This window comes from Streptomyces odontotermitis (genome assembly GCF_050510915.1).
In the GTDB taxonomy this organism is placed as follows: Bacteria; Actinomycetota; Actinomycetes; order Streptomycetales; family Streptomycetaceae; genus Streptomyces.
In genome coordinates, this window is sequence record NZ_JBNJLS010000003.1 from 427,327 (window position 1) to 449,303 (window position 21,977).

Genomic DNA, 21,977 nt, shown 5'->3' on the forward strand with positions numbered 1-21,977 from the left:
GGTGGGCCTCGACCAGACTGACACGGCCCGACATACCTCGCATTTCGATCAACTACCCAGAGTTCGGGCGGATACAGAGGGTTACGCGTCGCTGGTCAGGGGCGTGGCGGGAGCTGGGGGCGGCGGCGGTCGGGGGCGCTCCCGTAGCCGGGGGGCGTCGCCGCCGGGTGCTCGGCGAGCAGGTCGAGCGCCATCCGGACCGCGTCGTCGAGCTGGGCGTGCCGCCCCTCCGCCCAGTCCAGCGGCGTGCGCAGGACCTCCAGGTCGGGCTCGACGCCGTGGTTCTCCACGCCCCAGCCGTACGCGTCGAACCAGCCCGCGTTCATGGGGACCGTGATGACCGTGCCGTCGCCCAGCGCGTGCCGTCCCGTCATGCCCACCACGCCGCCCCAGGTGCGCTGGCCCACGACCGGGCCGATGGGCAGGAGCTTGAAGGCCGCCGTGATCATGTCGCCGTCGGACGAGGTCGCCTCGTCCGCGAGGGCAACCACCGGGCCGCGAGGGGCATTTGAGGCGTACGAGACCGGCTGGGCGTTGCGCGTGAGGTCCCAGCCGAGGATCGTGCGGGTGAGCTTCTCGATGACCAGCTCGCTGATGTGGCCGCCCGCGTTGCCGCGCACGTCGACGATGAGGGCCGGGCGGGACACCTCCAGGCGCAGGTCCCTGTTGAACTGGGCCCAGCCCGAGCCGCCCATGTCGGGGATGTGCAGATAGCCGCACTTGCCGCCGCTCAGTTCGCGGACCACCTCGCGGCGCTTGGCCACCCAGTCCTGGTAGCGCAGGGGGCGCTCGTTGACGAGGGGGACGATCGCGACGCGGCGGGCGCGGCCCTCGCCCTCCGCGGGCTGGAAGGTCAGCTCGACCGTGGTGCCCCCGGCCGCCGAGAGGAGCGGGTAGGGGCCCGTCACCGGGTCCACCGGGCGGCCGTCGACGTGCGTGAGCACCGCGCCCTCGCGGATGCCCGCGCCCGCCAGCGGGGAGCGGGCCTTGGAGTCGGACGAGTCGCCCGGCAGGATCCGCTTCACCAGCCAACTGCCGTCCCTGCACACCAGGTTGGCGCCCAGCAGGCCCATCGCGCGCTGGTAGTGCGGCGGGCCCTCGTTGCGGCGGGCCGCCGTCACGTACGCGTGCGAGGTGCCCAGTTCGCCGAGGACCTCGCGGAGCAGGTCCGCGAACTCGTCGGGGGAGGCGACGCGTTCGACGAGCGGGCGGTACTGGGCGAGCACCCCGTCCCAGTCGATGCCGCACATCTTCGGGTCCCAGTAGTAGGACCGGATGATGCGGCCCGCCTCCTCGTACGCCTGGCGCCACTCGGCGGGCGGGTCGACCTCGTGCAGGATGCGGCGCAGATCGATCCAGACCGTCGTGTCGCCGTCGCCGGACTCCGTCGAGGGGACTGCGCGCAGGTCGCCCTCGTCCACCACGACGAGGCGGCTGCCGTCGCCGCTGAGGCCGAACCAGTCGAGGTGGTCGACGAGTTCGGACTTCTTCCCCTTGGTGATGTCGAAGTACTCGAGGGTGGGGCGGCCCGAGGTGTCGGACGGGTTGGCGAAGGTCTCGCCGAGCGCGCCGGAGATCGGCCAGCGCAGCCAGACCAGGCCGCCGCCGCTGACCGGGTGGAGCGCGGAGTACTTGGACGCGGAGACGGGGAAGGGGGTGACCCGGGACTCCAGGCCCTCCACCTCCACGGTCGCGGTGCCCTCGGCGGGGCCGCCGTCGCCGGGGTCGAGCCCGCCCGCGGCCGGGCGCCCGTCGGGCAGGAGGGCGAAGGGGGAGGGGGTCGCAGAGGAGAGGGGGACGAGGTACGGGCGGCAGCCCAGGGGGAAGGAGAGGTCGCCGGTGTGCACGTCGTAGACCGGGTCGAAGCCGCGCCAGGAGAGGAAGGCGAGATAGCGGCCGTCGCGCGTGAAGACCGGGTTCTCGTCCTCGAAGCGGCCGTTGGTGACGTCGACGATCGTCCGGTCCTGGATGCGGGCCAGCTTGATCTGGCGCAGCGAGCGGCCCACGCCCGGGTGGGACCAGGCCAGCCAGTGGCCGTTGGGCGAGAAGGCGAGGTCGCGGACCGGCCCGTTGATGGAGCGGATCAGCTCGGTGACCTCGCCGTTGGAGTCCTCGGTGGCGTCGATGAGGAGGAGGCGCCCGTCGTTCGAGGCGACCGCGAGGCGTTCGCCCTCGCGGTCCGCCACCAGTTCCTGGACCCGGCCGAGCTCGCCCTGCGCCAGCCTGCGCGGCTCGCGGTCGCCGCTGGCCCGGGGCAGATACGAGATCTCGATGGCGTCCTCGCCCTCGGCGTCCGTCACATAGGCGACCTGGCCGCCGGTGCCGAGCATCTCCGGGAGGCGGACGCGGACGCCGGGGGTGTCCACGATGGTGCGCGCGGGGCCGTCCCGGTGCGTGAGCCAGTACAGGCTGCCGCGCACCACGACGGCGCTGGCCCGGCCGGTCGCGTCCACCGAGAGCGAGTCGACGTGCTGGGCCGCCGGGACCTGGTAGACCCGCCGCCCGGCGCGCGGACCGCCCAGGCGTACGTCGAGGCGGCGCGGCGCCGAGTCCGCGGAGAGGTCGTCGACCAGCCAGATCTCGCCGCCGCACTGGTAGACGACGCGGGAGCCGTCGCTGCTGGCGTGCCGGGCGTAGAAGGCGTCGTGGTCGGTGTGGCGGCGCAGGTCGGAGCCGTCCGGCAGGCAGGAGTACAGATTGCCGACGCCCTCGTGGTCGGAGAGGAACGCGATGCGCTCGCCGACGAACATGGGGGAGTCCAGGTGCCCGTCGAGGTCCGGGAGCAGCTGCTCGCCGTGCAGCCACAGCCGGCCCATGGCGCCGCCCCGGTACCGCTTCCAGGCGGCCGGCTCGTGCGGCGGCTTGCCGGTGAGCAGCAGGGTCTTGCGGTCGGTGCCCTCGGAGCCGGCGTCGGCGAGCGCGTCGCTGACCGCGATGTCGTAGACGGGGCCCCAGGGGAGCTTGCCGCCGGGGGAGCCGTCGGTGGGGACGCTGTAGGCCCAGCAGAAGTACGAGAAGGGCTGGCCGTGCGAGGAGACGGCGAGGATGTCGGCCCGGCCGTCCTTGTCGGGGGGTGTCCAGCCGCAGACCCTCGTGTCCGTGGAGCCCCAGTAGGTGAGCCGGCGCGCGGGGCCGCCCTCGACGGGGGCGAGGTGGATCTCCGGGTCCAGGCTGCGCCACGTCGTGAACGCGATGTGGCGGCCGTCCGGCGAGAAGCGCGGGTGGCCGACCTTGGTGCGGTCGACGGTGATCCGCCAGGCCCGGCCTGCCGGGGCGGCCGCGTCCGATGGGGACGTCAGGGGCGCCACCCACAGGTCGTCCTCGGCGGCGAAACAGAGGCGGTCGCCGCTGAGGTGCGGGAAGCGGAGGTAGGCAGGGGCATCCGTGGAGTCTTCGCGCGCGTCGGTCACCTCCTCATGCTTTTCCGGTGGCGGGGCCCCGGCAACTTGTGGCGCAGCCCACGTACGAAACGGTTTCGTTTCGATAGCCGGAGGGGTATGTTCGTCACGTACGAGACGGAGAGGTTCCCCGATGGGAGGGGCGATCATGGTGGCGGAAGCAACGGCGCGCCGCAGCCGGATCACGCCCGAGCGCGAGGCCGAGCTGTACGAGGCCGTGCTCGACCTGCTCCGCGAGGTCGGCTACGACGCCCTGACGATGGACGCCGTCGCCACCCGCACCCGGGCCAGCAAGGCGACGCTCTACCGCCAGTGGGGCGGCAAGGCCGAGCTGGTCGTGAAGGCGCTGCGGAGCCAGAAGCCGGCGTTCGACGAGATCGACACCGGCTCGCTGCGCGGCGATCTGCACGCGATGGTGCTGCGCGACGACGACTGTCACATGGAGCAGAACAGTGCGCTGATGCGCGGCCTGATGGTCGCGGTGCACGCGAACCAGGATCTGCTCGCCGCCTTCAAGGAGTGGATCGTCGAGCCCGAACTGTCCGGTCTCGACCGGATGTTGCAGCGGGCGGTGGACCGGGGTGAGATCCGGGCCGGCAACCCGGCGCTCGGCTATGTGATCCACATGCTGATCGGCGCGTTCGCCACCCGCACGCTCATCGACGAGCAGCCGCCGACCCAGGCGTACCTCGCCTCGTACATCGACGCTGTGGTCCTCCCCGCCCTCAGCGCGTAACTCGCCCTCCTCACCAGCCAGTTCACCTGACGCGAGCCTCCCCCATTGCCTTAAGGGCACGGGAGGCACCCGCTTACGTCGTCGGGCCGATACCCCCTGCCCCGCTGAACCCCACGACCTGACCGGGAGTACGCCCTCGTGGCCACGTTCCTCTACAAACTCGGCAAACTCGCCTTCCGGCGACGCCACTTCGTCGCCCTGATCTGGGTGGCGCTGCTCGTGGCCGCCGGAGTCGGCGCCGCGTCCGCGCCCACCGCCGCCTCCAGTTCCTTCTCCATACCGGGTACGGAGGCGCAGAAAGCCTTCGACCTGCTGGAGCAGCGCGCCCCCGAGACCAGCGCCGACGGGGCCGGCGCCCGCGTCGTCTTCAAGGCGCCCGACGGGCAGAAGGTCTCCGACCCGGCCCACAAGAAGCAGATCGAGAAGACCCTCGGCGCCATCAAGTCCGGCTCGGACCAGGTGGCTTCGGCGCCCGACCCGTTCCGGGCGAAGACCGTCAGCAAGGACGGCTCGACGGCGTACTCGGCGGTCTCGTACAAGGTCACCTCGATGGAGCTGACCGACGACGACCGGGACGCCCTGGAGAAGACGGTCGACCGGGCGAAGGAGTCCGGGCTCACGGTGGAGGTCGGCGGCGACGCGCTGCAGGCCATGCCGGAGACCGGGGCCACGGAGGTCATCGGCATCGCGGTCGCGGCCGTCGTCCTGATCATCACCTTCGGCTCGCTGATCGCGGCGGGGCTGCCGCTCCTGACGGCGCTCATCGGCGTCGGCATCGGCGTCTCGACGATCACCGCGCTGGCCAACGTCCTCGACCTGGGCACCACCACGTCGACGCTCGCGATGATGATCGGCCTCGCGGTCGGCATCGACTACGCGCTCTTCATCGTCTCCCGCTTCCGGGGCGAACTCGCCGAGGGGCGCGATCGCGAGGAGGCGGCGGGCCGTGCGGTGGGCACCGCGGGCTCGGCCGTGGTCTTCGCCGGTCTGACGGTCGTCATCGCCCTGGTCGGCCTCGCGGTCGTGAACATCCCGATGCTCAGCAAGATGGGCTTCGCGGCGGCGGGCACGGTCGCCATCGCGGTCCTCATCGCCCTCACCCTCATCCCGGCGCTGCTCGGCTACGCGGGCAGGCGGGTCCTGCCCGCGGGCAAAAAGAGCAGGCTGTTCGGCGGAGGGAAGAAGTCCGGGGCGGCCGGGGCCTCCGAGGCCGCCGGTGAGCCGAAGTCCAACATGGGCACCCGCTGGGCCCGCTTCGTGGTGCGCCGCCCGGTCGCGGTGCTGCTGCTCGGCGTGCTCGGCCTCGGCGCGGCGGCGATCCCGGTCGCCCAGCTGGAGCTGGGCCTGCCCGACGACGGCGCGCAGCCGACGTCCACGACGCAGCGCAAGGCGTACGACCTGATCGCGGACGGCTTCGGGCCCGGCTTCAACGGCCCGCTGATGGTGGTCTCCGACCTCAAGGGCGCCGACGACCCGAAGGCCGCGGCCGCGACGATCTCGAAGAAGATCTCCGGGCTCGACGACGTGCTCTCGGTCAGCCCGCCGATGCTGAACAAGGCGGGCGACACGGCGGTCCTCTCCGTCGTGCCCTCCTCCAAGCCGAGCAGCACCGGGACCGAGAACCTGGTCCACGCGATCCGCGACGCGAACGCCGGGCTGAAGGCCGACACGGGCGCGTCCACGATGGTCACCGGCACGACGGCCATGAACATCGACGTCTCGCAGAAGCTCAACGATGCCCTGCTGCCGTATCTGGCGCTGGTGGTGGGCCTCGCGTTCCTGCTCCTGATCGTCGTCTTCCGCTCGATCCTGGTCCCGCTCAAGGCGGCGGTCGGCTTCCTGCTCTCGGTCCTCGCGGCCCTGGGCGCGGTCGTCGCGGTCTTCCAGTGGGGCTGGCTCGGCTCGCTCTTCGGCGTCGAGCAGACCGGCCCGATCATGTCGATGATGCCGATCTTCATGGTGGGCGTGGTCTTCGGCCTCGCGATGGACTACGAGGTCTTCCTCGTGACCCGCATGCGGGAGGCGTACGTCCACGGCGAACGCCCCGGGCAGGCGATCGTGACGGGCTTCCACCACGGCGCCCGCGTGGTCACGGCCGCGGCGGTCATCATGATCGCGGTGTTCGCGGGCTTCATCGGCTCCAGCGAGCAGATGGTCAAGATGATCGGCTTCGGGCTCGCGATCGCGGTGTTCTTCGACGCGTTCGTGGTGCGCATGGCGATCGTCCCCGCGGTGCTCGCGCTGCTCGGCAAGCGGGCGTGGTGGCTGCCGAAGTGGCTGGACCGGGCGCTGCCGAACGTGGACGTGGAGGGCGAGGGGCTGCGGGACGCGGCCAAGGACGCGGACCCGGGCTCGGACCCCGACCCGGACGTCGACCGGGAGCTCGTACGCGCGTGACTCAGTGAGTGACCGGAGTGGCGGCCGTGTACGTGCGGCGCAGGAAGCGGATCAGCGCCGAGCTGTCGAACTGCACGACCGTCACTCCCTTCGCGGTGTGGAACTCCACCACCGCCTGGACCCGCCCACAGGGCCAGACATGGATGTTGCCGCTGGTGGCCGGGGCGCGCAGGCCGCGTTCCAGGAGGTCGCGGGCGAAGGTCCACTCGTGGGAGCCGGGGAGGCCGATCCGCACGGAGCGCGGGTCGGCCTCCGGGTCGTAGCGGAGGGCGACGGGGATCGTGCGGTGTCCGGCCTCGGAGTCCGTGACGAGGTGGGCGCGGGCGTACTGCTCTACTGCGGACATCGAGGCTCCTCACGCCACACCTGTTGACTCCTGACCACAAATGTCCCATATGGGGAGAAATAAGGCTCAGGCGTAATCGTGACCTGGCCGCTCTTGCAAGCCGTTCGCAACAGGGCACTACTATTGAACGGTTCACGACCGGTCGAGTCCCCTGCCTGGAGTCCGCCCATGCATGTCCCCGACGGATTCATCAACGCTCCCGTCTCGGCTGCCTGCGGAGTCGTCGCCGCGGGAGCGGTCGCCGTCAGCCTGCGCGGGGCCCGCAAGGAGCAGGGAGGCACCTCCCTGCTCGAGCGCAGCCGAGAGCTCGGGGGAGAGAGGACCGCGCCGCTCGCAGGTCTCGTCGCCGCCTTCATCTTCGCCGTGCAGATGCTCAACTTCCCCGTCGCGGCCGGAACCAGCGGACACCTGCTGGGAGGCGCCCTCGCGGCGATACTCGTCGGTCCCTATACCGGGGTGCTCTGCGTCTCCGTGGTCCTGCTCCTGCAGGGCGTCCTGTTCGCGGACGGCGGGCTCACCGCGCTCGGCGTGAACATCACGGACATGGCGGTGGTCACCACCGTCGTCGCCTACCTCGTCTTCCGCGGCCTGGTGAAGGTGCTGCCCCGGGGCCGCCGCTCGGTCACCGTCTCCGCCTTCGTCGCCTCGCTGCTCTCGGTGCCGGCCGCGGCCGTCGCCTTCACCCTGATCTACGCCCTCGGCGGCACCACGGACGTCTCCATCGGCAAGGTCGCCACCGCCATGATCGGCGTGCACGTCCTCATCGGCATCGGCGAGGCCGCGATCACCGCCCTCACCGTCGGCGCCGTCATCGCCGTCCGCCCCGACCTGGTGCACGGCGCCCGCGGCCTGACCACCCCGCTCAAGCTCCGCGTGGGCGGCGAGCTGGTGGACGCCCCCGCCGCCGCCCCGTCGCCCGCCGCCGCCCGGTCCCGGCGCAAGGTCTGGGTCATCGGCCTCGTCACCTCCCTCGTCCTCGCGGGCTTCGTCAGCTTCTACGCCTCCGCCGACCCCGACGGCCTGGAGAAGGTCGCCCACGACAAGGGGATCGACAAGAAGGCCAAGGAGCACGCCTCCTCCGACTCGCCGCTCGCCGACTACGGGGTCAAGGACATCGCCGACAGCCGCCTCTCCGGCGGCCTCGCGGGCGTGATCGGCGTCGGCGTCACCGCCGTCGCGGGCACCGGGGTCTTCTGGGTGCTGCGCCGCCGCCGCACGTCCTCCTCGGAGTCCACGCCCACTTCCGTACCCGAGCAGGCCCTCCCGTCTCCCACCACCGCCCTCAACCGAGGCCCTTCGGGCCGCACCCCCTCACTCTGATGGGCGCGGGTCACGCCCACCGGCTCTACCGGCACGGCCACTCGCCGGTGCACGCGCTGCCCCCGCACACCAAGCTCGCGGCGGTCTTCTGCTTCGTGGTCGTCGTGGTCTCCACGCCGCGCGAGGCGATGTGGGCCTTCGGCCTGTACGCGGTGCTGCTCGGCGGCGTCGCCCACGCGGCCCGCGTCCCGGCGGGCTTCCTGCTGAAGCGGCTGCTCATCGAGGTCCCGTTCGTGGCCTTCGCGGTGCTCATGCCCTTCGTCGCGCAGGGCGAGCGGGTGGACGTCCTCGGGATGTCCCTCAGCGTCAACGGCCTGTGGGGCGCCTGGAACGTGCTCGCCAAGGGCACCCTCGGCGTCGCCGCGTCCGTGCTCCTCGCCTCCACCACCGAGCTGCGGGAACTCCTGCTCGGGCTCCAGCGGTTGAGGCTTCCGCCGCTGCTCGTGCAGATCGCCTCGTTCATGATCCGGTACGGGGACGTGATCACCGACGAGATGCGGCGCATGAAGATCGCGCGGGAGTCGCGCGGCTTCGAGGCGCGCGGCCTGCGCCACTGGGGCGTCCTCGCGAAGTCGGCGGGCGCCCTCTTCATCCGCTCGTACGAGAGGGGGGAGCGGGTGCACCTGGCCATGGTGAGCCGGGGCTACACCGGTTCGATGCCGGTCATCGACGAGGTGACCGCGTCGCGCGCGCAGTGGTCGTACGCCTTCGCCCTCCCCGTGACCGCGCTCGTCGTCTGCCTTTTGGGATGGACCCTGTGACCTCAGCGACCTCAGAGACCTCGGCACCCTCACTGGAAGTGGCGGGCCTCGCCTTCGCCTACCCCGACGGCCACCAGGCCCTGTTCGGCGTGGACTTCACGATCGGGCGCGGCGAGCGCGTGGCGCTGCTCGGGCCGAACGGCGCGGGCAAGACCACCCTCGTGCTGCACCTCAATGGCATCCTGACCGGTGGCGCGGGCACCGTGACCGTGGCCGGGCTGCCCGTCGGCAAGCAGCACATGGCGGAGATCAGGCGCCGGGTCGGCATCGTCTTCCAGGACCCGGACGACCAGCTGTTCATGCCGACCGTGCGCGAGGACGTGGCCTTCGGCCCGGCCGCGGCGGGGATGCGCGGGCCGGAGCTGGAGGCCCGGGTCATGAAGGCGCTCGGGCTCGTCGGCATGGAGGAATTCGCGGACCGCCCGCCGCACCACCTCTCCTTCGGCCAGCGCCGCCGCGTCGCCGTCGCGACCGTCCTCGCCATGGAGCCGGAGATCCTCGTCCTGGACGAGCCCTCCTCCAACCTCGACCCGGCCTCGCGCCGCGAACTCGCCGACATCCTGCGGTCGTTGGACGTCACCGTCCTCATGGTCACGCACGACCTGCCGTACGCCCTGGAGCTCTGCCCGCGCTCGCTGATCCTCAACGACGGTGTGATCGCGGCCGATGGTGCGACCGGTGATCTGCTCGCTGACGGGGACCTGATGAGCGCCCATCGACTGGAGCTGCCCTTCGGCTTCGATCCGAAGTCGGTGACGGTGGGACGGTAGGGAATCCTCGGTCGCGTACGAGTGTTGGCCTTGTCATGGACGCTGAGGTAAACGGGACGGTCGCCGCCGGGTTCGAGCCGGTCCGCGACGCCTTCGTACGCAACTTCGCCGAGCTCGGTGAGCGGGGCGCCGCCGTGACCGTGTACCGCGACGGGCGCAAGGTCGTGGACCTGTGGGGCGGGGCCCGGGACGTCGACGCGGCGGCCGGGGACTCCCCGTGGCTGCCCGGCACCGCGCAGATCGTGCGCTCGGCGACGAAGGGCGTGGCCGCGGCGGCCCTCCTCCTGCTCCATCAGCGCGGCCGGCTCGACCTGGACGCGCCCGTGGGCTCGTACTGGCCGGAGTTCAAGGCGGCGGGCAAGGAGAAGGTCCGGGTGCGGGACCTGCTCGCGCACCGGGCCGGAGTGCCCGCGCTCGACCGCCCGCTGACCCCCTCCGAGGCGCTCGACCCCGACCTGGCGGCCGCCGTGGTCGCCGCCCAGGCCCCCTTCTGGGAGCCCGGCACCGACCACGGCTACCACGCGCAGACGTACAGCTGGCTCACCGGCGAGCTGGTGCGCCGGGTGACCGGGCAGGCCATCGGGGACTGGCTCGCGGCCGAGGTGACCGGGCCGCTCGGGGCGGACCTGTGGGTGGGGCTGCCGCCGGGGGCCGCCGCGCGCGCGGGGCGCGTCGGGCCGCTCGCCGCGCCGGAGGCCGGGCCCGGCGGCCCGCGGACCCGGCCGAAGCGGAACGTCGCCGAGGCGTACGCGGATCCGGGCTCGCTGACCCGGCGCGCCTTCGGGGCGATCGACCCGCTCCCGGACGAGAACGACCCCGCGTACCGAGCGGCCGCGCTGCCCGCCTCGAACGGCATCGCCACCGCTGAGGGGCTCGCCCGCTTCTACGCCGGGCTCATCGGCGAAGTCGGCGGTGCGGAGCGGCTGTTCACGCCCGGGACGGTGGAGCTTGCGCGGGGCGAGGCTTCGGCGGGGCCGGACCGTGTGCTCGTCGTCAACACCCGCTTCGGGCTGGGCTACATGCTGCACGGGGGTGCGTCGCCGCTGCTCGGGCCCGGGTCCTTCGGGCACCCGGGGCGGGGTGGGGCGCTCGGGTTCGCGGATCCGGAGGCGGGGGTGGGGTTCGGGTACGTCACGAATGGGATGCGCAAGGGGGTTACGGCGGATCCTCGGGCGCAGGGGCTGGTGCGGGCGGTGAGGGCTGCGCTGTGATGCCTGCGGCGCCTCTTTCCCCAGCCCCGCCCCTTCCCGAATCCGCGACTCCGTCGCCCTGGGGCACCGCTCATGGGGCTTCGCCCCTCGCCCCCGATCGGCGCTTCGCGCCTCGTTCTCGAACGCCGGACGGGCTGAAAGGCTCCCGGACGGGCTGAAAGGCCCAGGCGTGATACCTGGTCGCGTGGCTGCTACACGGACCGCTAGCGTGCCGACCATGAGCGATACCGATACTCCCGCTGCTCCCGCCGAAGACGACACCGCCGCCCACCCCCGCTTCGCCGCCGCCCTCCGCGAGCTCGGTCTGGACGAGCTCGTCGGGCAGGCCGTCCGGTTCCCCGAGCAGACCCGTACCGCCGCCGAGGCCGCCGCCGCGATCGGCTGTGAACTCAGCCAGATCTGCAAGTCGTTGATCTTCGCGGCCGACAGCGTGCCGGTGCTCGTCCTGATGGACGGGGCCTCCCGCGTCGACCTGGAGCTCGTCCGCAGGGAGCTGGGTGCCGCGAAGGTCACCCGGGCCAAGGCCGATGTCGTACGGGAGACCACCGGCTATGCCATCGGCGGGGTGCCGCCCTTCGGGCACGCCACCAGGACGCGGGTGCTCGCGGACCGCTCGCTGCTCGGCCACGACGTGGTGTGGGCGGCCGCCGGAACCCCGTACGCGGTGTTCCCGCTGGACCCGAAGTCGCTCATCGCCCACGCGGGCGGCACGCTCGTGGACGTGCGCGAGGCCGCCGGAACCGGTCAGTGACCCCGCTGGTCGCGGCGGCCGTCCTGCTCGCCGCCGTCACCCACGCCAGCTGGAACGCGATCGCGCACCACATCACCGACAAGCTCGTCGTCTTCACCCTCATATCCGGCGGGGGCGCCCTCATCGGGCTGCTCCTCTCGCCGTTCGTGCCGTTCCCGGCGGCCGGGGCCTGGCCGTATCTGCTGCTCTCGGCCGTCCTGCACGTGGCCTACATGGTCCTGCTCATGCGGTCGTTCAAGCTCGGCGACTTCGGGCAGGCGTATCCGATCGCGCGCGGCAGCGCCCCGCTCGTGGTGACACTGCTCGCGGCCGTGTTCGTGGGCGAGGTCCCGGACGGCTGGCAGGCCGCCGGGGTCGTGGTCTGCTCGGTGGGCCTCACGGGCCTCGCGCTGTGGGGGATCCGGGGCTCGGGCCGGCGCCCGGACTGGGCGGCGATCGGAGCGGCGCTCGCGACGGGCGTCGCCATCGCCGGATACACCGTCGTGGACGGGCTCGGGGTGCGGGCGTCCGGCTCCTCGATGGGGTACATCGCGTGGCTGATGATCCTGGAGGGCATCGCCATCCCCGTGTACGCGGCCAACCGCTGGCGCGGTGAACTCTGGCCCCGGCTGCGGCCGTTGGCGGGCCTCGGGCTGTTCGGCGCGGCCCTGTCCGTCGCCGCGTACGGGCTGGTCCTGTGGGCCCAGACCCGCGCCGACCTCGCGCCCATCTCGGCGCTGCGGGAGTCGTCGATCATCGTGGGGGCGGCGATCGGGGCGCTGTTCTTCAAGGAGAAGTTCGGCGCGCCCCGCCTGGTCGCGGCGGGCGTGATGGTGGCGGGCATCGGGCTGATGCTGCACGCGGGCTGAGCGCGCCGGTCGGGGCGGAACGCCCGAGAGGCGACACGAAGGGGGCCGCGGTGTGCGCGGCCCCCTCGCGTCGTGTGGTGCTCAGCCGCCGGCCAGCAGCATCTCCCGCACGATCGGTCCGGCCGAGTCGCCGCCGTGGCCGCCCTCCTGCACCACGGCCGCCGAGGCGAGGTCTCCGCGCCACGCGGTGAACCAGCCGTTCGGCTTCTTCTGGCCGTCGACCTCCGCGGAGCCGGTCTTCGCGCCCATGTCGGAGCCGAGCCCGGACATCGGCTTGACCGCCGTGCCCGCGACCGCCGTGTAGTGCAGCAGGTCACGGAGCTGCTTCACCGTCGCCGGCGAGAGCTTGCGGGAGGCCGTCGCCAGCTTGCGGTCGTCCAGGTCGGGGGAGACCAGGTACGGCTGGCGGAAGGTGCCCGTCTCGGCGGTCGCGACCACCGACGCCATGTTCAGCGGGTTCATCCGCACCGCGCCCTGCCCGATCAGCGAGGCCGCCATCTGCGCGTCGGACTGGACCGGCACCGCGCCGTCGAAGGACGGGACGCCGATCGACCAGTTGCCCCGGCCGAGCCCGAAGACGTCCTGGGCCTGCCGCGTCAGGTCGTCGTTCTTGAGCTTCTCGGCCTGGCTGATGAAGGCCGTGTTGCAGGAGCGGGCGAAGCTGGCCCGGAACGTGCCGTCCTTGATCTCGAACTTGTCGTCATTCTGGAACTTCCAGCCGCCGTACGTCACGTACTTGGGGCACGGGTGCTTCTTGTCGATGCCCGCCAGCTTCTTCTCGATGAGGAGAGAGGAAGTGATGATCTTCATCGTGGAGCCCGGGGCGATGGAGCCCTGGAACGCCGTGTTGAAGCCGCCGGGGCGGGAGTTGGCGGCCGCGAGGATCTCGCCCGTGCTGGGCTTGAGGACCACGACCGAGGCCCGCTGCCGCTTGGCCACCGAACGCTCGGCCGCCGACTGGGCCTTGGCGCTGAGCGTGGTGTGGAGCGTGCCCGGGGTGCCCTTGGCGAGGGTGAGGAGCGTCTTGTCGGGCAGCGCCTTCGCGTCGCCCTTGCCGGACTTCGCGGCCTTGCTGTCCTTGCGGATGACGCGGGTCTCGATGCCGGGGGTGCCGCCCGCCTTCTTGCCGAACTTCTCCCGCAGCCCGTCCAGGACCGTGCCGAGCGAGGGGTACTTCGCCGCCGTCAGCTCCGCGCCGTCCCGGTCCACGGCCTTGATCGGCGGGGTCCCGGAGGCCCCGGTGACCAGCCGGTCGCCGTCCCGCAGCTCCGGGTGCAGGACCGAGGAGGCCCACTTCACCAGCGGCTTGCCGTCCTCGGCGCGGCGCACGACGGTCAGCTCGGAGCCGTACGAGAGGGGCTTGCTCCGGCCCTTGTACGCGACCGTGGTGGCGACGGTGAAGGGCGCCTTCGCGGTCTTGCCGCGCGCGCTCTTCCCGCCCGTGCCGCCTTCGGAGAGCTTGCCCGGGGTCACCTTCAGGGCGCCCAGGTGCGCGTCCTTGCGGAAGGAGGTCAGGGCGGCCTCGGCCGTCTTCGCGTCGTCCGTGTGCGCGGCCGCCCGGCTCATCTTCCCGGCCGCCCACGCGGTGAGGAACTCCCGGCTGGCCGTGCGGACTTCGGTGGCGGACAGCGGCCCCGTCTTGACGTGGGGCTTGTCGTCCGAGGACGCGGACGAGCCCGAACCGCCGCCGTCCTCGCCCCCGCCGAACAGGGCGAAGGCACCGGCGCCCGCGCCGAGCACGACGACAGCCGCGACACCGCCGATCACGGCGATGTTCGTGTTGGTGCGTGCCGTGGTGGCACGTCTTCTCTTGCCCACTGCTCCTCCGCAGGTCATGGCCGGGGCCCCACCCTAGGGGCCGGTAGAACGCGACGTGTCACCCCGCCCGCAGCACCGCCGCCACGATCGGGCCCGCCGTGTCGCCGCCGTGACCGCCCTCCTGGGCCATCGCCGCCGCCGCGACATCACCCCGGTAACCCGTGAACCAGCTGTTGGGTTTCGGCTGGCCGTCGACCTCAGCCGAACCGGTCTTCGCGCCGATGTCGCTGCCGAGGTTTCCCATCACCCCGGCACCCGTTCCGCTGACGGCCGTGCGGTGCATCATCTGGCGGAGCTGGGCGGCGGTGGCGGCGGACAGTCCGTCGGCGGTGGCCAGTTCGCGGTCGTCCAGGCTCTGCGGGACGAGTACCGGCTGGCGGAAGCGGCCGTTCACCACCGTCGCGGTGACCGAGGCGAGGTTGAGCGGGTTGAACTTGATCTGTCCCTGGCCGATGGCGTTGGCGGCGCGGTCGGGGCCGGGCGAGGCCGGGACGGAGCCGTCGGTCGACTCGATGCCGACCTTCCAATTGCCCTGGTTCAGACCGAACTTGTTCTGCGCCTCCTCGGTCAGGGAGCTGTCCGTGACCCCCGCCTCGTTCTTGCCGACGAGCTTCACGAAGGCGGTGTTGCAGGAGCGGGCGAAGCTCTCGCCGAGCGTGGCGTTCTCGTTCGGCTTCATGCCCGTGAGGTTGTGGAACGGCTGGCTCTGCCAGACCTCCCTGTCGCGGCACGGCGCCGGGCTGTTCGCCCCGTCGACGATGCCCTTGTCGATGAGCATCGCCGCCGTCACGATCTTCATCGTCGAGCCGGGCGCCATGGTCCCCGAGAACGCCGCGTTGAAGCCGTCCGCACGGTGGTTGGCGACGGCGAGGACCTCACCGGTGCTCGGCTTGACCGCGACCACCGACGACTCGGGGTACTTCGCCACCTGCGCCTCGGCGGCCCGCTGCACCGAGGCGCTCAGCGTCGTCGGGAGCTTGCCGGCCCTGCCCTTGGCGAGGGTCAGCAGCGTCTGCGTGCCCGCGGCCCCGTCCGCGTCGGTCTCGTGCTTGACGTACAGCTCGACGCCGGGCTTCCCGCCCGCCTTCTCGCCGTACTTCTCCCGCAGCTTGTCCAGGATCGGACCGAGGGAGGGGTAGTCCTTCTTGCGCAGGACGGTGCCCGCGCGGTCGACGGCCTCGATCGGCGGGACCTCGGCCCCGCCGGTGACCAGGGTGTCACCCCTCTGCTTCAGCTCCGGGTGCACGACGGACGGCTGCCAGTCGACCAGGGCCCGCCCGCTGCTGATGCCGCGCACGACGGTCAGCTCCGAGTCGTACGTGAAGGGCTTGCTCTTTCCCTTGTAGGTGACGGTGGCCGACACCGAGAACGGGACCCGGCTGCCGGCCGCCGTCCCGGGTCTCAGCTTCACCTTCGTGATGTGGGCGTCCTCGCGGTAGCCGGTGAGGGCGGCCACGGCGGCCTCCGCGTTGTTCGTGTAATGGCCTGCCGTGTTCGCGTCGCCCTCGGCCCAGGCGGCGAGGAACTTCGCCGTCGTCTCCTTGACCTCACCGGCGTCGGGCGGACCCGTCTTCGCGGGCCTGGCGTCCGTGCCGGACGAACTCCCGCCCCCGTTAATGCCGTTGACGAGGTTGTACGCGCCATATCCGGCGCCCCCCACCATGACGGCGAACACCCCGCCGATCACTGCGGTCTTCATTCCCGTGCGCACGAAGCGCTCCCCTCCCCAGGAGCCCTCCCGAATTCCTCCGGGAGGGTGGTTCGTCCGAACCTTAAGGGGAGGTCATACCCACGTGTCCAGCCACATCCGGGATCGCCACTCATCGACCGGAATCGCGCGCCCGGTGTAGATCGGCCAGAAGTAAATGAAATTCCAGAGAATCAGCAGGACGAGAACGCCCGCACCGGCCGCCCCCACCACTCGTCGCCGCTCATTCGACCCGGGCGGGCCGAGAATCGCGCCGATCATCATCGCCACCGCGAGACACAGGAACGGCACGAAGACGACCGCGTAGAAGTAGAAGATCGTCCGCTCCTGGTACATGAACCAGGGCAGCCACCCGGCCGCGACCCCGCACACGATCGCGCCCGCCCGCCAGTCCCGCCGGAAGGCCCAGCGCCACAGCACGTACAGGAGCGCGAAGCACGCCGCCCACCACAGCAGCGGGGTGCCGAGCGCGAGGACCTCGCGGGCGCACTTCTCGGTGGTGCCCGCGGGGCAGTGGCCGATTCCGGTGCCCGTGCCCGGGGCCGGGGACTCGTAGAAGTACGAGACCGGGCGGCCGTCGACGATCCAGCTCCACGGGTTCGACTGGTAGGTGTGCGGCGACGAGAGGCCCACGTGGAACTCGTAGACCTGGTGCTCGTAGTGCCAGAGGCTGCGCAGCCAGTCGGGCAGCCAGGTGAAGCTGCCGCCCTTGCCGTCGGTGGCGGCCCAGTTGCGGTAGTAGCCGCCGGTGCCGTCGCTCGGGGAGAGGATCCAGCCGATCCAGGAGACGAGGTACGTCGCGACCGCGACCGGCACCGTCGACACGAACGCGGGCAGGACGTCGCGCCTGAGGACCGCGCGGTAGGGGCGGTACGCACCCGCGACGCGGCGGGCGCCCACGTCCCACAGGACCGTCATCAGGCAGAAGAAGACCATGACGTACAGGCCGTTCCACTTGGTCCCGAAGGCCAGGCCCAGCATCAGTCCGGCCGCCCAGCGCCAGGGCCGCCACCCCAGGCGCAGGTTCTCCGCGACGTCCGCGTCCGGGCGCGTCACCCCGTCCTCGCCGACGGGCAGCGCCGCCGCCAGCTTCGCCCGCGCCTTGTCCCGGTCGACCAGGAAGCAGCCGAACGCGGCCAGCACGAAGAACATCAGGACCTGGTCGAGCAGCGCGGTGCGGCTCATCACGAAGTGCAGCCCGTCCACCGCGAGCAGCAGCCCCGCCAGGCAGCCCAGGAACGTCGAGCGGAACAGCCGCCGCCCGATCCGGCACAGCATGAACACCGAGGCGGTGCCGAGCACCGCCGTCATGAAGCGCCAGCCGAACGGGTTGAACCCGAAGATGAGTTCACCGAGACCGATGACGTACTTGCCCACCGGCGGATGCACGACGTACGAGGCGTCGGACGGGATCGTGACATGCCCGTCGTCCCGCAGGATCAGCTTGTTGGCGCTGTCCGTCCAGTTGACCTCGTAGCCGTGGTGGACGATCGCCCACGCGTCCTTCGCGTAGTACGTCTCGTCGAATATCACCGCGTGCGGGCTGCCCAGGTTCCAGAACCGGATGGCGCCCGCGACGAGCGTGATCAGCAGCGGCGCCAGCCACGGCGAGTGCCGCGTCAGCCGGGCCACGACCTCGCGCGGCAGCCCCAGCGCGGCCCACAGGCGCGGGCTCGGCGCCGCGAAGGCGGGCACGAGCCGCTCGCGGACCCCGGTGCGCGGCGCCGCCACATAACCGAAGCGACGGAGCCGCCGCTGCCACGACGGCTGCTGCTCCTCGGGCGGCTGGCCCTGGCGGGTGTCCGGGGAAGGCGCGGTACTGGTCACCGCGCCATCGTAGGGAACGACGCTGTGCGAGTCCCGTGCCCGGCCCCTGGGAGGATGTGACTGTGACAGGAAGCGCTGCATCCCCCGAGTCCCCCGGAACCCTCGTCCTGGCGGGCACTCCCATCGGAGACGTCGCGGACGCCCCGCCCCGCCTCGCCGCCGAACTGGAGTCCGCCGACGTCGTCGCCGCCGAGGACACCCGGCGCCTGCGCCGCCTCACCCAGGCGCTCGGGGTGCAGGTCGGCGGCCGGGTCGTGTCCTATTTCGAGGGCAACGAGTCGGCGCGCACGCCCGAGCTCGTGGAGGCCCTCGCGGACGGGTCGCGGGTGCTGCTCGTCACCGACGCGGGGATGCCCTCGGTCTCCGACCCCGGCTACCGGCTCGTCGCCGCGGCCGTGGAGCGGGACATCAGGGTCACGGCGGTGCCGGGCCCTTCGGCCGTCCTCACCGCGCTCGCGCTCTCCGGGCTTCCCGTGGACCGCTTCTGCTTCGAGGGCTTCCTGCCGCGCAAGGCGGGCGAGCGCCTCGGCCGGCTGCGCGAGGTCGCCGAGGACCGCCGCACCCTCGTCTACTTCGAGGCCCCGCACCGCATCGACGACACCCTCGCCGCGATGGCCGAGGCGTTCGGCGAGGGCCGCAGGGCCGCCGTCTGCCGCGAGCTGACCAAGACGTACGAGGAGGTCAAGCGCGGTTCGCTGAAGGAACTCGCCGAGTGGGCGGCCGACGGCGTGCGCGGCGAGATCACCGTCGTCGTCGAGGGCGCCCCCGAGAAGGGCGCCGAGGAGCTCGACGCGGACGAGCTGGTGCGCAGGGTGCGGGTGCGCGAGGAGGCGGGGGAGCGGCGCAAGGAGGCGATCGCGGCCGTCGCGGCCGATGCGGGGCTACCCAAGCGCGAGGTCTTCGATGCGGTCGTGGCGGCAAAGAATGCGGCTCGGGGCGGCCCATCGGAGGGCAAAGGACTATCGTGAAAGGCAAAGTGCGAGCTGCGCACCAGGGGCCTTGCCTAAGGAAAGGCCAAATCGGCTCCAACTGTCGACAGCCCTGATGCGCTCGCTCCGGGAAAAGCGTCCACTGGTTGAAGGGACGCACCCGTCCCTCGCCTCCGGTCCGGGGGAAAGAACCCCTCCCCGGTAGCGCTTGTCCAGCGGACAAGAGGAGCTGGCATGAGTGAGATCGCAGACACCGGCCACTACACGACGGCCACCAATGTTGTTCATGAGTCGTATGCCTTCGCCTGCATGCGCTGCGGACACGGCTGGGAGCAGTCGTACGAAATAGAGCACCACATCGACGGCAAGGGCCACGAATTCGTGATGTACAAGGCCGACGGTGAACATGTGCCGTCGCCTCTCACCCGGCCCACCTGTCTGAACTGCGGGGGCCACGTGGTGCGGATCATGCGGGCGGGGCAGGTGTCGTCGGTGCTGCGGATGATGCAGAAACACCACGTGCCGAAGCCGGCCAAGGAGCGGCCCGCCGACCCGGAGGCCGGGGAGGCCGCGGAGAGCGGGGGCGAGTCCGCGGCGCAGAGCGAGCACCACTGGCATCTGTCCGACCTCCTCCACCCGTTCCGCAAGGGGGCGTGAGGGCCCTCCGTAAGATCGGAGCATGCCTGCGAACCCCGACAAGAACGCCGCGCCACCGCTCCCCGAACCCCTCGGGGTCGCGGTGGCCGACTCCCACACCCACCTCGACATGCAGTCGGGCACGGTCGAGGAGGGGCTCGCGAAGGCGGCCGCGGTCGGGGTGACCACGGTCGTCCAGGTCGGCTGCGACGTGAACGGCTCGCGCTGGGCGGCCGAGACGGCGGCCGCGCACGACAGCGTGCACGCGGCGGTGGCCCTGCATCCCAACGAGGCGCCGCGGATCGTCCTCGGCGATCCCGACGGCTGGTCCCGGCAAGGCGCCCGGGAACCCCTCGGCGAGGCGGGCCTGGACGAGGCGCTCGCCGAGATCGACCGGCTCGCCGCGCTGCCCGAGGTCAGGGGCGTCGGCGAGACCGGGCTCGACTACTTCCGTACGGGCCCCGAGGGCAAGGCCGCCCAGGAGCGGTCCTTCCGCGCCCACATCGAGATCGCCAAGCGGCACGGCAAGGCCCTCGTCATCCACGATCGCGAGGCGCACGAGGATGTGCTGCGGGTCCTGAAGGAGGAGGGCGCCCCCGAGCGCACCGTCTTCCACTGCTACTCGGGCGACGCGGCGATGGCCCAAGTCTGCGCGGAACACGGCTACTTCATGTCCTTCGCGGGCAACGTGACCTTCAAGAACGCACAGCCCCTGCGCGACGCCCTCGCCGTGGCCCCCCTCGAACTGGTCCTCGTGGAGACCGACGCGCCCTTCCTGACCCCCGCCCCGTACCGCGGACGGCCTAACGCCCCCTATCTCATTCCGGTCACGCTCCGGGCGATGGCCGCGGTGCGGGGCATCGGAGAGGACGCCATGGCCGCGGCGATTTCGGCGAATACCGCCCGAGCCTTTGATTACTGACGGATAACGCCACACATCACGCAGCCCAGGGCAACGCCGCGACACAGAGTAGTCGTGCTGCTTTGGAGAGTGACGCTCGCTCCGCTAGGTTCGCTCCGCCCGTCTTCAGCGGATTCCCTGGGAGCGTCGTCGTGAGCAGTTCGCGGTACGAGACGTACGAGCCGCCGTATCAGGCGTATCCGACGCCTGCGGTGCCTCCGGCGTCTCCGGCGTCGTACGAGCAGCCGCCGTACGGTGACACCTATCAACCCGCGTACGAGGCGCGGGAGTTCTCGGACGTGCAGGACTTCCCGCGGCAGTCGGCCGCGTCGGCCGCGTGGCACGCGGCGGGCCCGGATCCCGTGGCGGGCCCCGGTTCCGTCGCGGGCCCGGCACCCGTGGTCGGCCCGCCCTCAGGGGGCCGGGCCGAGGCGCGCAAGGCCGCCCGCCGCAAGAGGACCAGGACCGCCAAGGCGGCCCCCGAGCGGCCCGAGGCCCTGCGTCGGCTGCTGCCCCAGGCCCTCGTGGTGGCCTTCCTCGCGGGCGGCACCTCCGCGTTCGTCGCCACCGACAAGGCCGTCCAGCTCAGCGTCGACGGCAAGCCGCGCACCCTGCACACCTTCGCGGACGACGTGGGCGAGCTTCTCGCCGACGAGGGCGTCGACGTCGGCGCGCACGACATCGTGGCGCCCACCGCCGCCACCGATCTGACCAGCGGCGACGAGATCGCCGTCCGCTACGGGCGGCCCGTCGAGCTCACCCTGGACGGCCAGCGGCGCAAGGTGTGGACGACGGCGCACACGGTGGACGGCGCGCTCCGGCAGCTCGGGGTGCGCGCGGAGGGCGCGTATCTCTCGGCCTCGCGCTCCAAACGCATCGAGCGCGGGGGGCTCGACCTCGACGTCCGCACCGAACGCACCGTGACGATCATGGCGGACGGCCGCGAGCGGACCATCCGTACGAACGCGGCGACGGTGCGCGAGGCCGTCGAGGAGTCCGGGGTCACCCTGCACGGCCAGGACACCACGTCGGTGGCGCCCGCCAGCTTCCCGCGCGACGGCCAGACGGTCACCGTCATGCGCGTCACCGGCACCAAGGAGGTCCGCGAGGAGGCGATCCCCTACGACGTGCAGAAGACCCACGACGCCTCCCTGTTCACGGGCACACAGGTGGTGGAGCGCCAGGGCCACCAGGGCACGCGCCGGGTCACGTACGCGCTGCGCACCGTCAACGGCGTCAAGCAGAAGCCGAAGCGGATGCGGGCCGAGGTGGTGCGGGAGCCGCAGACCCAGGTCGTACGGATCGGCACGAAGCCCATGCCCACATCGGTCGCGGGGGCGGACGGGCTCAACTGGAGCGGGCTCGCCCACTGCGAGTCGGGCGGGCGCCCGAGCGCGACGGACGCCTCCGGCACGTACGGGGGGCTCTACCAGTTCGACACCCGCACCTGGCAGAGCCTCGGCGGCTCGGGGCGCCCCCAGGACGCCCCGGCGTCCGAACAGACCTTCCGCGCGAAGAAGCTGTATGTGTCGCGGGGGGCGAGCCCTTGGCCGCACTGCGGGAGGCGGCTGCACGGGTAGGGGGTCGCCGCTGCCCACAGCGGTACCGGCGCCCCCGTAC

17 protein-coding genes are annotated in these 21,977 nt (G+C 72.0%); 12 read left to right on the top strand and 5 right to left on the bottom strand.

The annotated features are described in order from the left end of the window. Positions 1 to 95 precede the first annotated feature (95 nt). A complete protein-coding gene (locus ACQB60_RS12700; protein ID WP_496926016.1) occupies positions 96 to 3,410 on the bottom strand; it encodes a S41 family peptidase in 3,315 nt (1,104 codons plus the stop codon). A 136-nt stretch (positions 3,411 to 3,546) separates the two neighbouring features. Here ACQB60_RS12700 and ACQB60_RS12705 point away from each other — a divergent pair, with 136 nt between their 5' ends. Together ACQB60_RS12705 and ACQB60_RS12710 are read left to right on the top strand one after the other, a co-directional pair. Then, positions 3,547 to 4,134, top strand: coding sequence for a TetR/AcrR family transcriptional regulator (locus ACQB60_RS12705; RefSeq protein ID WP_496926017.1), 588 nt, complete (start codon positions 3,547 to 3,549; stop codon positions 4,132 to 4,134). 138 nt (positions 4,135 to 4,272) lie between these two features. Continuing rightward, a complete protein-coding gene (locus ACQB60_RS12710; RefSeq protein ID WP_496926018.1) occupies positions 4,273 to 6,531 on the top strand; it encodes an MMPL family transporter in 2,259 nt (752 codons plus the stop codon). Between the two features lies 1 nt (position 6,532). Here the strand turns inward: ACQB60_RS12710 and ACQB60_RS12715 are convergent, their stop codons facing one another. After that, entirely contained in the window at positions 6,533 to 6,877 is a 345-nt protein-coding gene (locus ACQB60_RS12715) for an SsgA family sporulation/cell division regulator (protein WP_496926019.1), read from the bottom strand. Between the two features lie 168 nt (positions 6,878 to 7,045). Between ACQB60_RS12715 and ACQB60_RS12720 the strand changes: the two genes are divergently transcribed. From ACQB60_RS12720 to ACQB60_RS12745, 6 genes are all read left to right on the top strand, one after another. After that, positions 7,046 to 8,197: an energy-coupling factor ABC transporter permease gene (locus ACQB60_RS12720; protein ID WP_496926020.1), complete on the top strand. Its 1,152-nt coding sequence runs from the start codon at positions 7,046 to 7,048 to the stop codon at positions 8,195 to 8,197. Further along, positions 8,197 to 8,958 carry a cobalt ECF transporter T component CbiQ gene (cbiQ, locus tag ACQB60_RS12725; RefSeq protein ID WP_496926021.1) on the top strand — a complete coding sequence of 254 codons (762 nt, stop codon included), beginning with the start codon at positions 8,197 to 8,199 and terminating at the stop codon, positions 8,956 to 8,958. Before ACQB60_RS12720 ends, cbiQ begins: the two co-directional genes overlap by 1 nt. Beyond that, positions 8,946 to 9,728, top strand: a complete 783-nt coding sequence (locus ACQB60_RS12730; protein WP_496926022.1) for an energy-coupling factor ABC transporter ATP-binding protein — start codon at positions 8,946 to 8,948, stop codon at positions 9,726 to 9,728. Before cbiQ ends, ACQB60_RS12730 begins: the two co-directional genes overlap by 13 nt. Positions 9,729 to 9,763: 35 nt before the next feature. Then, positions 9,764 to 10,939, top strand: coding sequence for a serine hydrolase domain-containing protein (locus ACQB60_RS12735; protein ID WP_496926023.1), 1,176 nt, complete (start codon positions 9,764 to 9,766; stop codon positions 10,937 to 10,939). A gap of 217 nt (positions 10,940 to 11,156) precedes the next feature. Further along, positions 11,157 to 11,690, top strand: a complete 534-nt coding sequence (locus tag ACQB60_RS12740) for a YbaK/EbsC family protein (RefSeq protein WP_496926024.1) — start codon at positions 11,157 to 11,159, stop codon at positions 11,688 to 11,690. Further along, positions 11,687 to 12,538 carry an EamA family transporter gene (locus tag ACQB60_RS12745; protein ID WP_496926025.1) on the top strand — a complete coding sequence of 284 codons (852 nt, stop codon included), beginning with the start codon at positions 11,687 to 11,689 and terminating at the stop codon, positions 12,536 to 12,538. The genes ACQB60_RS12740 and ACQB60_RS12745 overlap by 4 nt, the downstream gene beginning before the upstream one ends. An 81-nt stretch (positions 12,539 to 12,619) precedes the next feature. Here the strand turns inward: ACQB60_RS12745 and ACQB60_RS12750 are convergent, their stop codons facing one another. The 3 genes from ACQB60_RS12750 to ACQB60_RS12760 form a co-directional block, all read right to left on the bottom strand. After that, complete coding sequence (locus ACQB60_RS12750) at positions 12,620 to 14,356, bottom strand: penicillin-binding transpeptidase domain-containing protein (RefSeq protein WP_496926026.1); 1,737 nt, start codon at positions 14,354 to 14,356, stop codon at positions 12,620 to 12,622. A 58-nt stretch (positions 14,357 to 14,414) separates the two neighbouring features. Further along, the gene (locus ACQB60_RS12755) at positions 14,415 to 16,067 is read right to left on the bottom strand and encodes a penicillin-binding transpeptidase domain-containing protein (RefSeq protein ID WP_496926027.1); all 1,653 of its coding nucleotides are present in this window, start codon (positions 16,065 to 16,067) and stop codon (positions 14,415 to 14,417) included. A 72-nt stretch (positions 16,068 to 16,139) separates the two neighbouring features. Beyond that, positions 16,140 to 17,891, bottom strand: coding sequence for a dolichyl-phosphate-mannose--protein mannosyltransferase (locus ACQB60_RS12760; protein ID WP_496926028.1), 1,752 nt, complete (start codon positions 17,889 to 17,891; stop codon positions 16,140 to 16,142). Between the two features lie 62 nt (positions 17,892 to 17,953). On the opposite strand from ACQB60_RS12760, the gene rsmI reads away from it, so the two are divergent. The 4 genes from rsmI (at position 17,954) to ACQB60_RS12780 (ending at position 21,937) form a co-directional block, all read left to right on the top strand. Continuing rightward, complete coding sequence (rsmI, locus tag ACQB60_RS12765) at positions 17,954 to 18,859, top strand: 16S rRNA (cytidine(1402)-2'-O)-methyltransferase (RefSeq protein WP_496926029.1); 906 nt, start codon at positions 17,954 to 17,956, stop codon at positions 18,857 to 18,859. 195 nt (positions 18,860 to 19,054) lie between these two features. Continuing rightward, positions 19,055 to 19,477, top strand: a complete 423-nt coding sequence (locus ACQB60_RS12770) for a hypothetical protein (RefSeq protein ID WP_496926030.1) — start codon at positions 19,055 to 19,057, stop codon at positions 19,475 to 19,477. 22 nt (positions 19,478 to 19,499) lie between these two features. Further along, on the top strand, positions 19,500 to 20,378 hold the full coding sequence (locus ACQB60_RS12775) for a TatD family hydrolase (RefSeq protein ID WP_496926031.1): 879 nt from the start codon (positions 19,500 to 19,502) through the stop codon (positions 20,376 to 20,378). Positions 20,379 to 20,509: 131 nt separating this feature from the next. Beyond that, entirely contained in the window at positions 20,510 to 21,937 is a 1,428-nt protein-coding gene (locus ACQB60_RS12780) for a resuscitation-promoting factor (protein WP_496926032.1), read from the top strand. Positions 21,938 to 21,977: the final 40 nt, after the last annotated feature.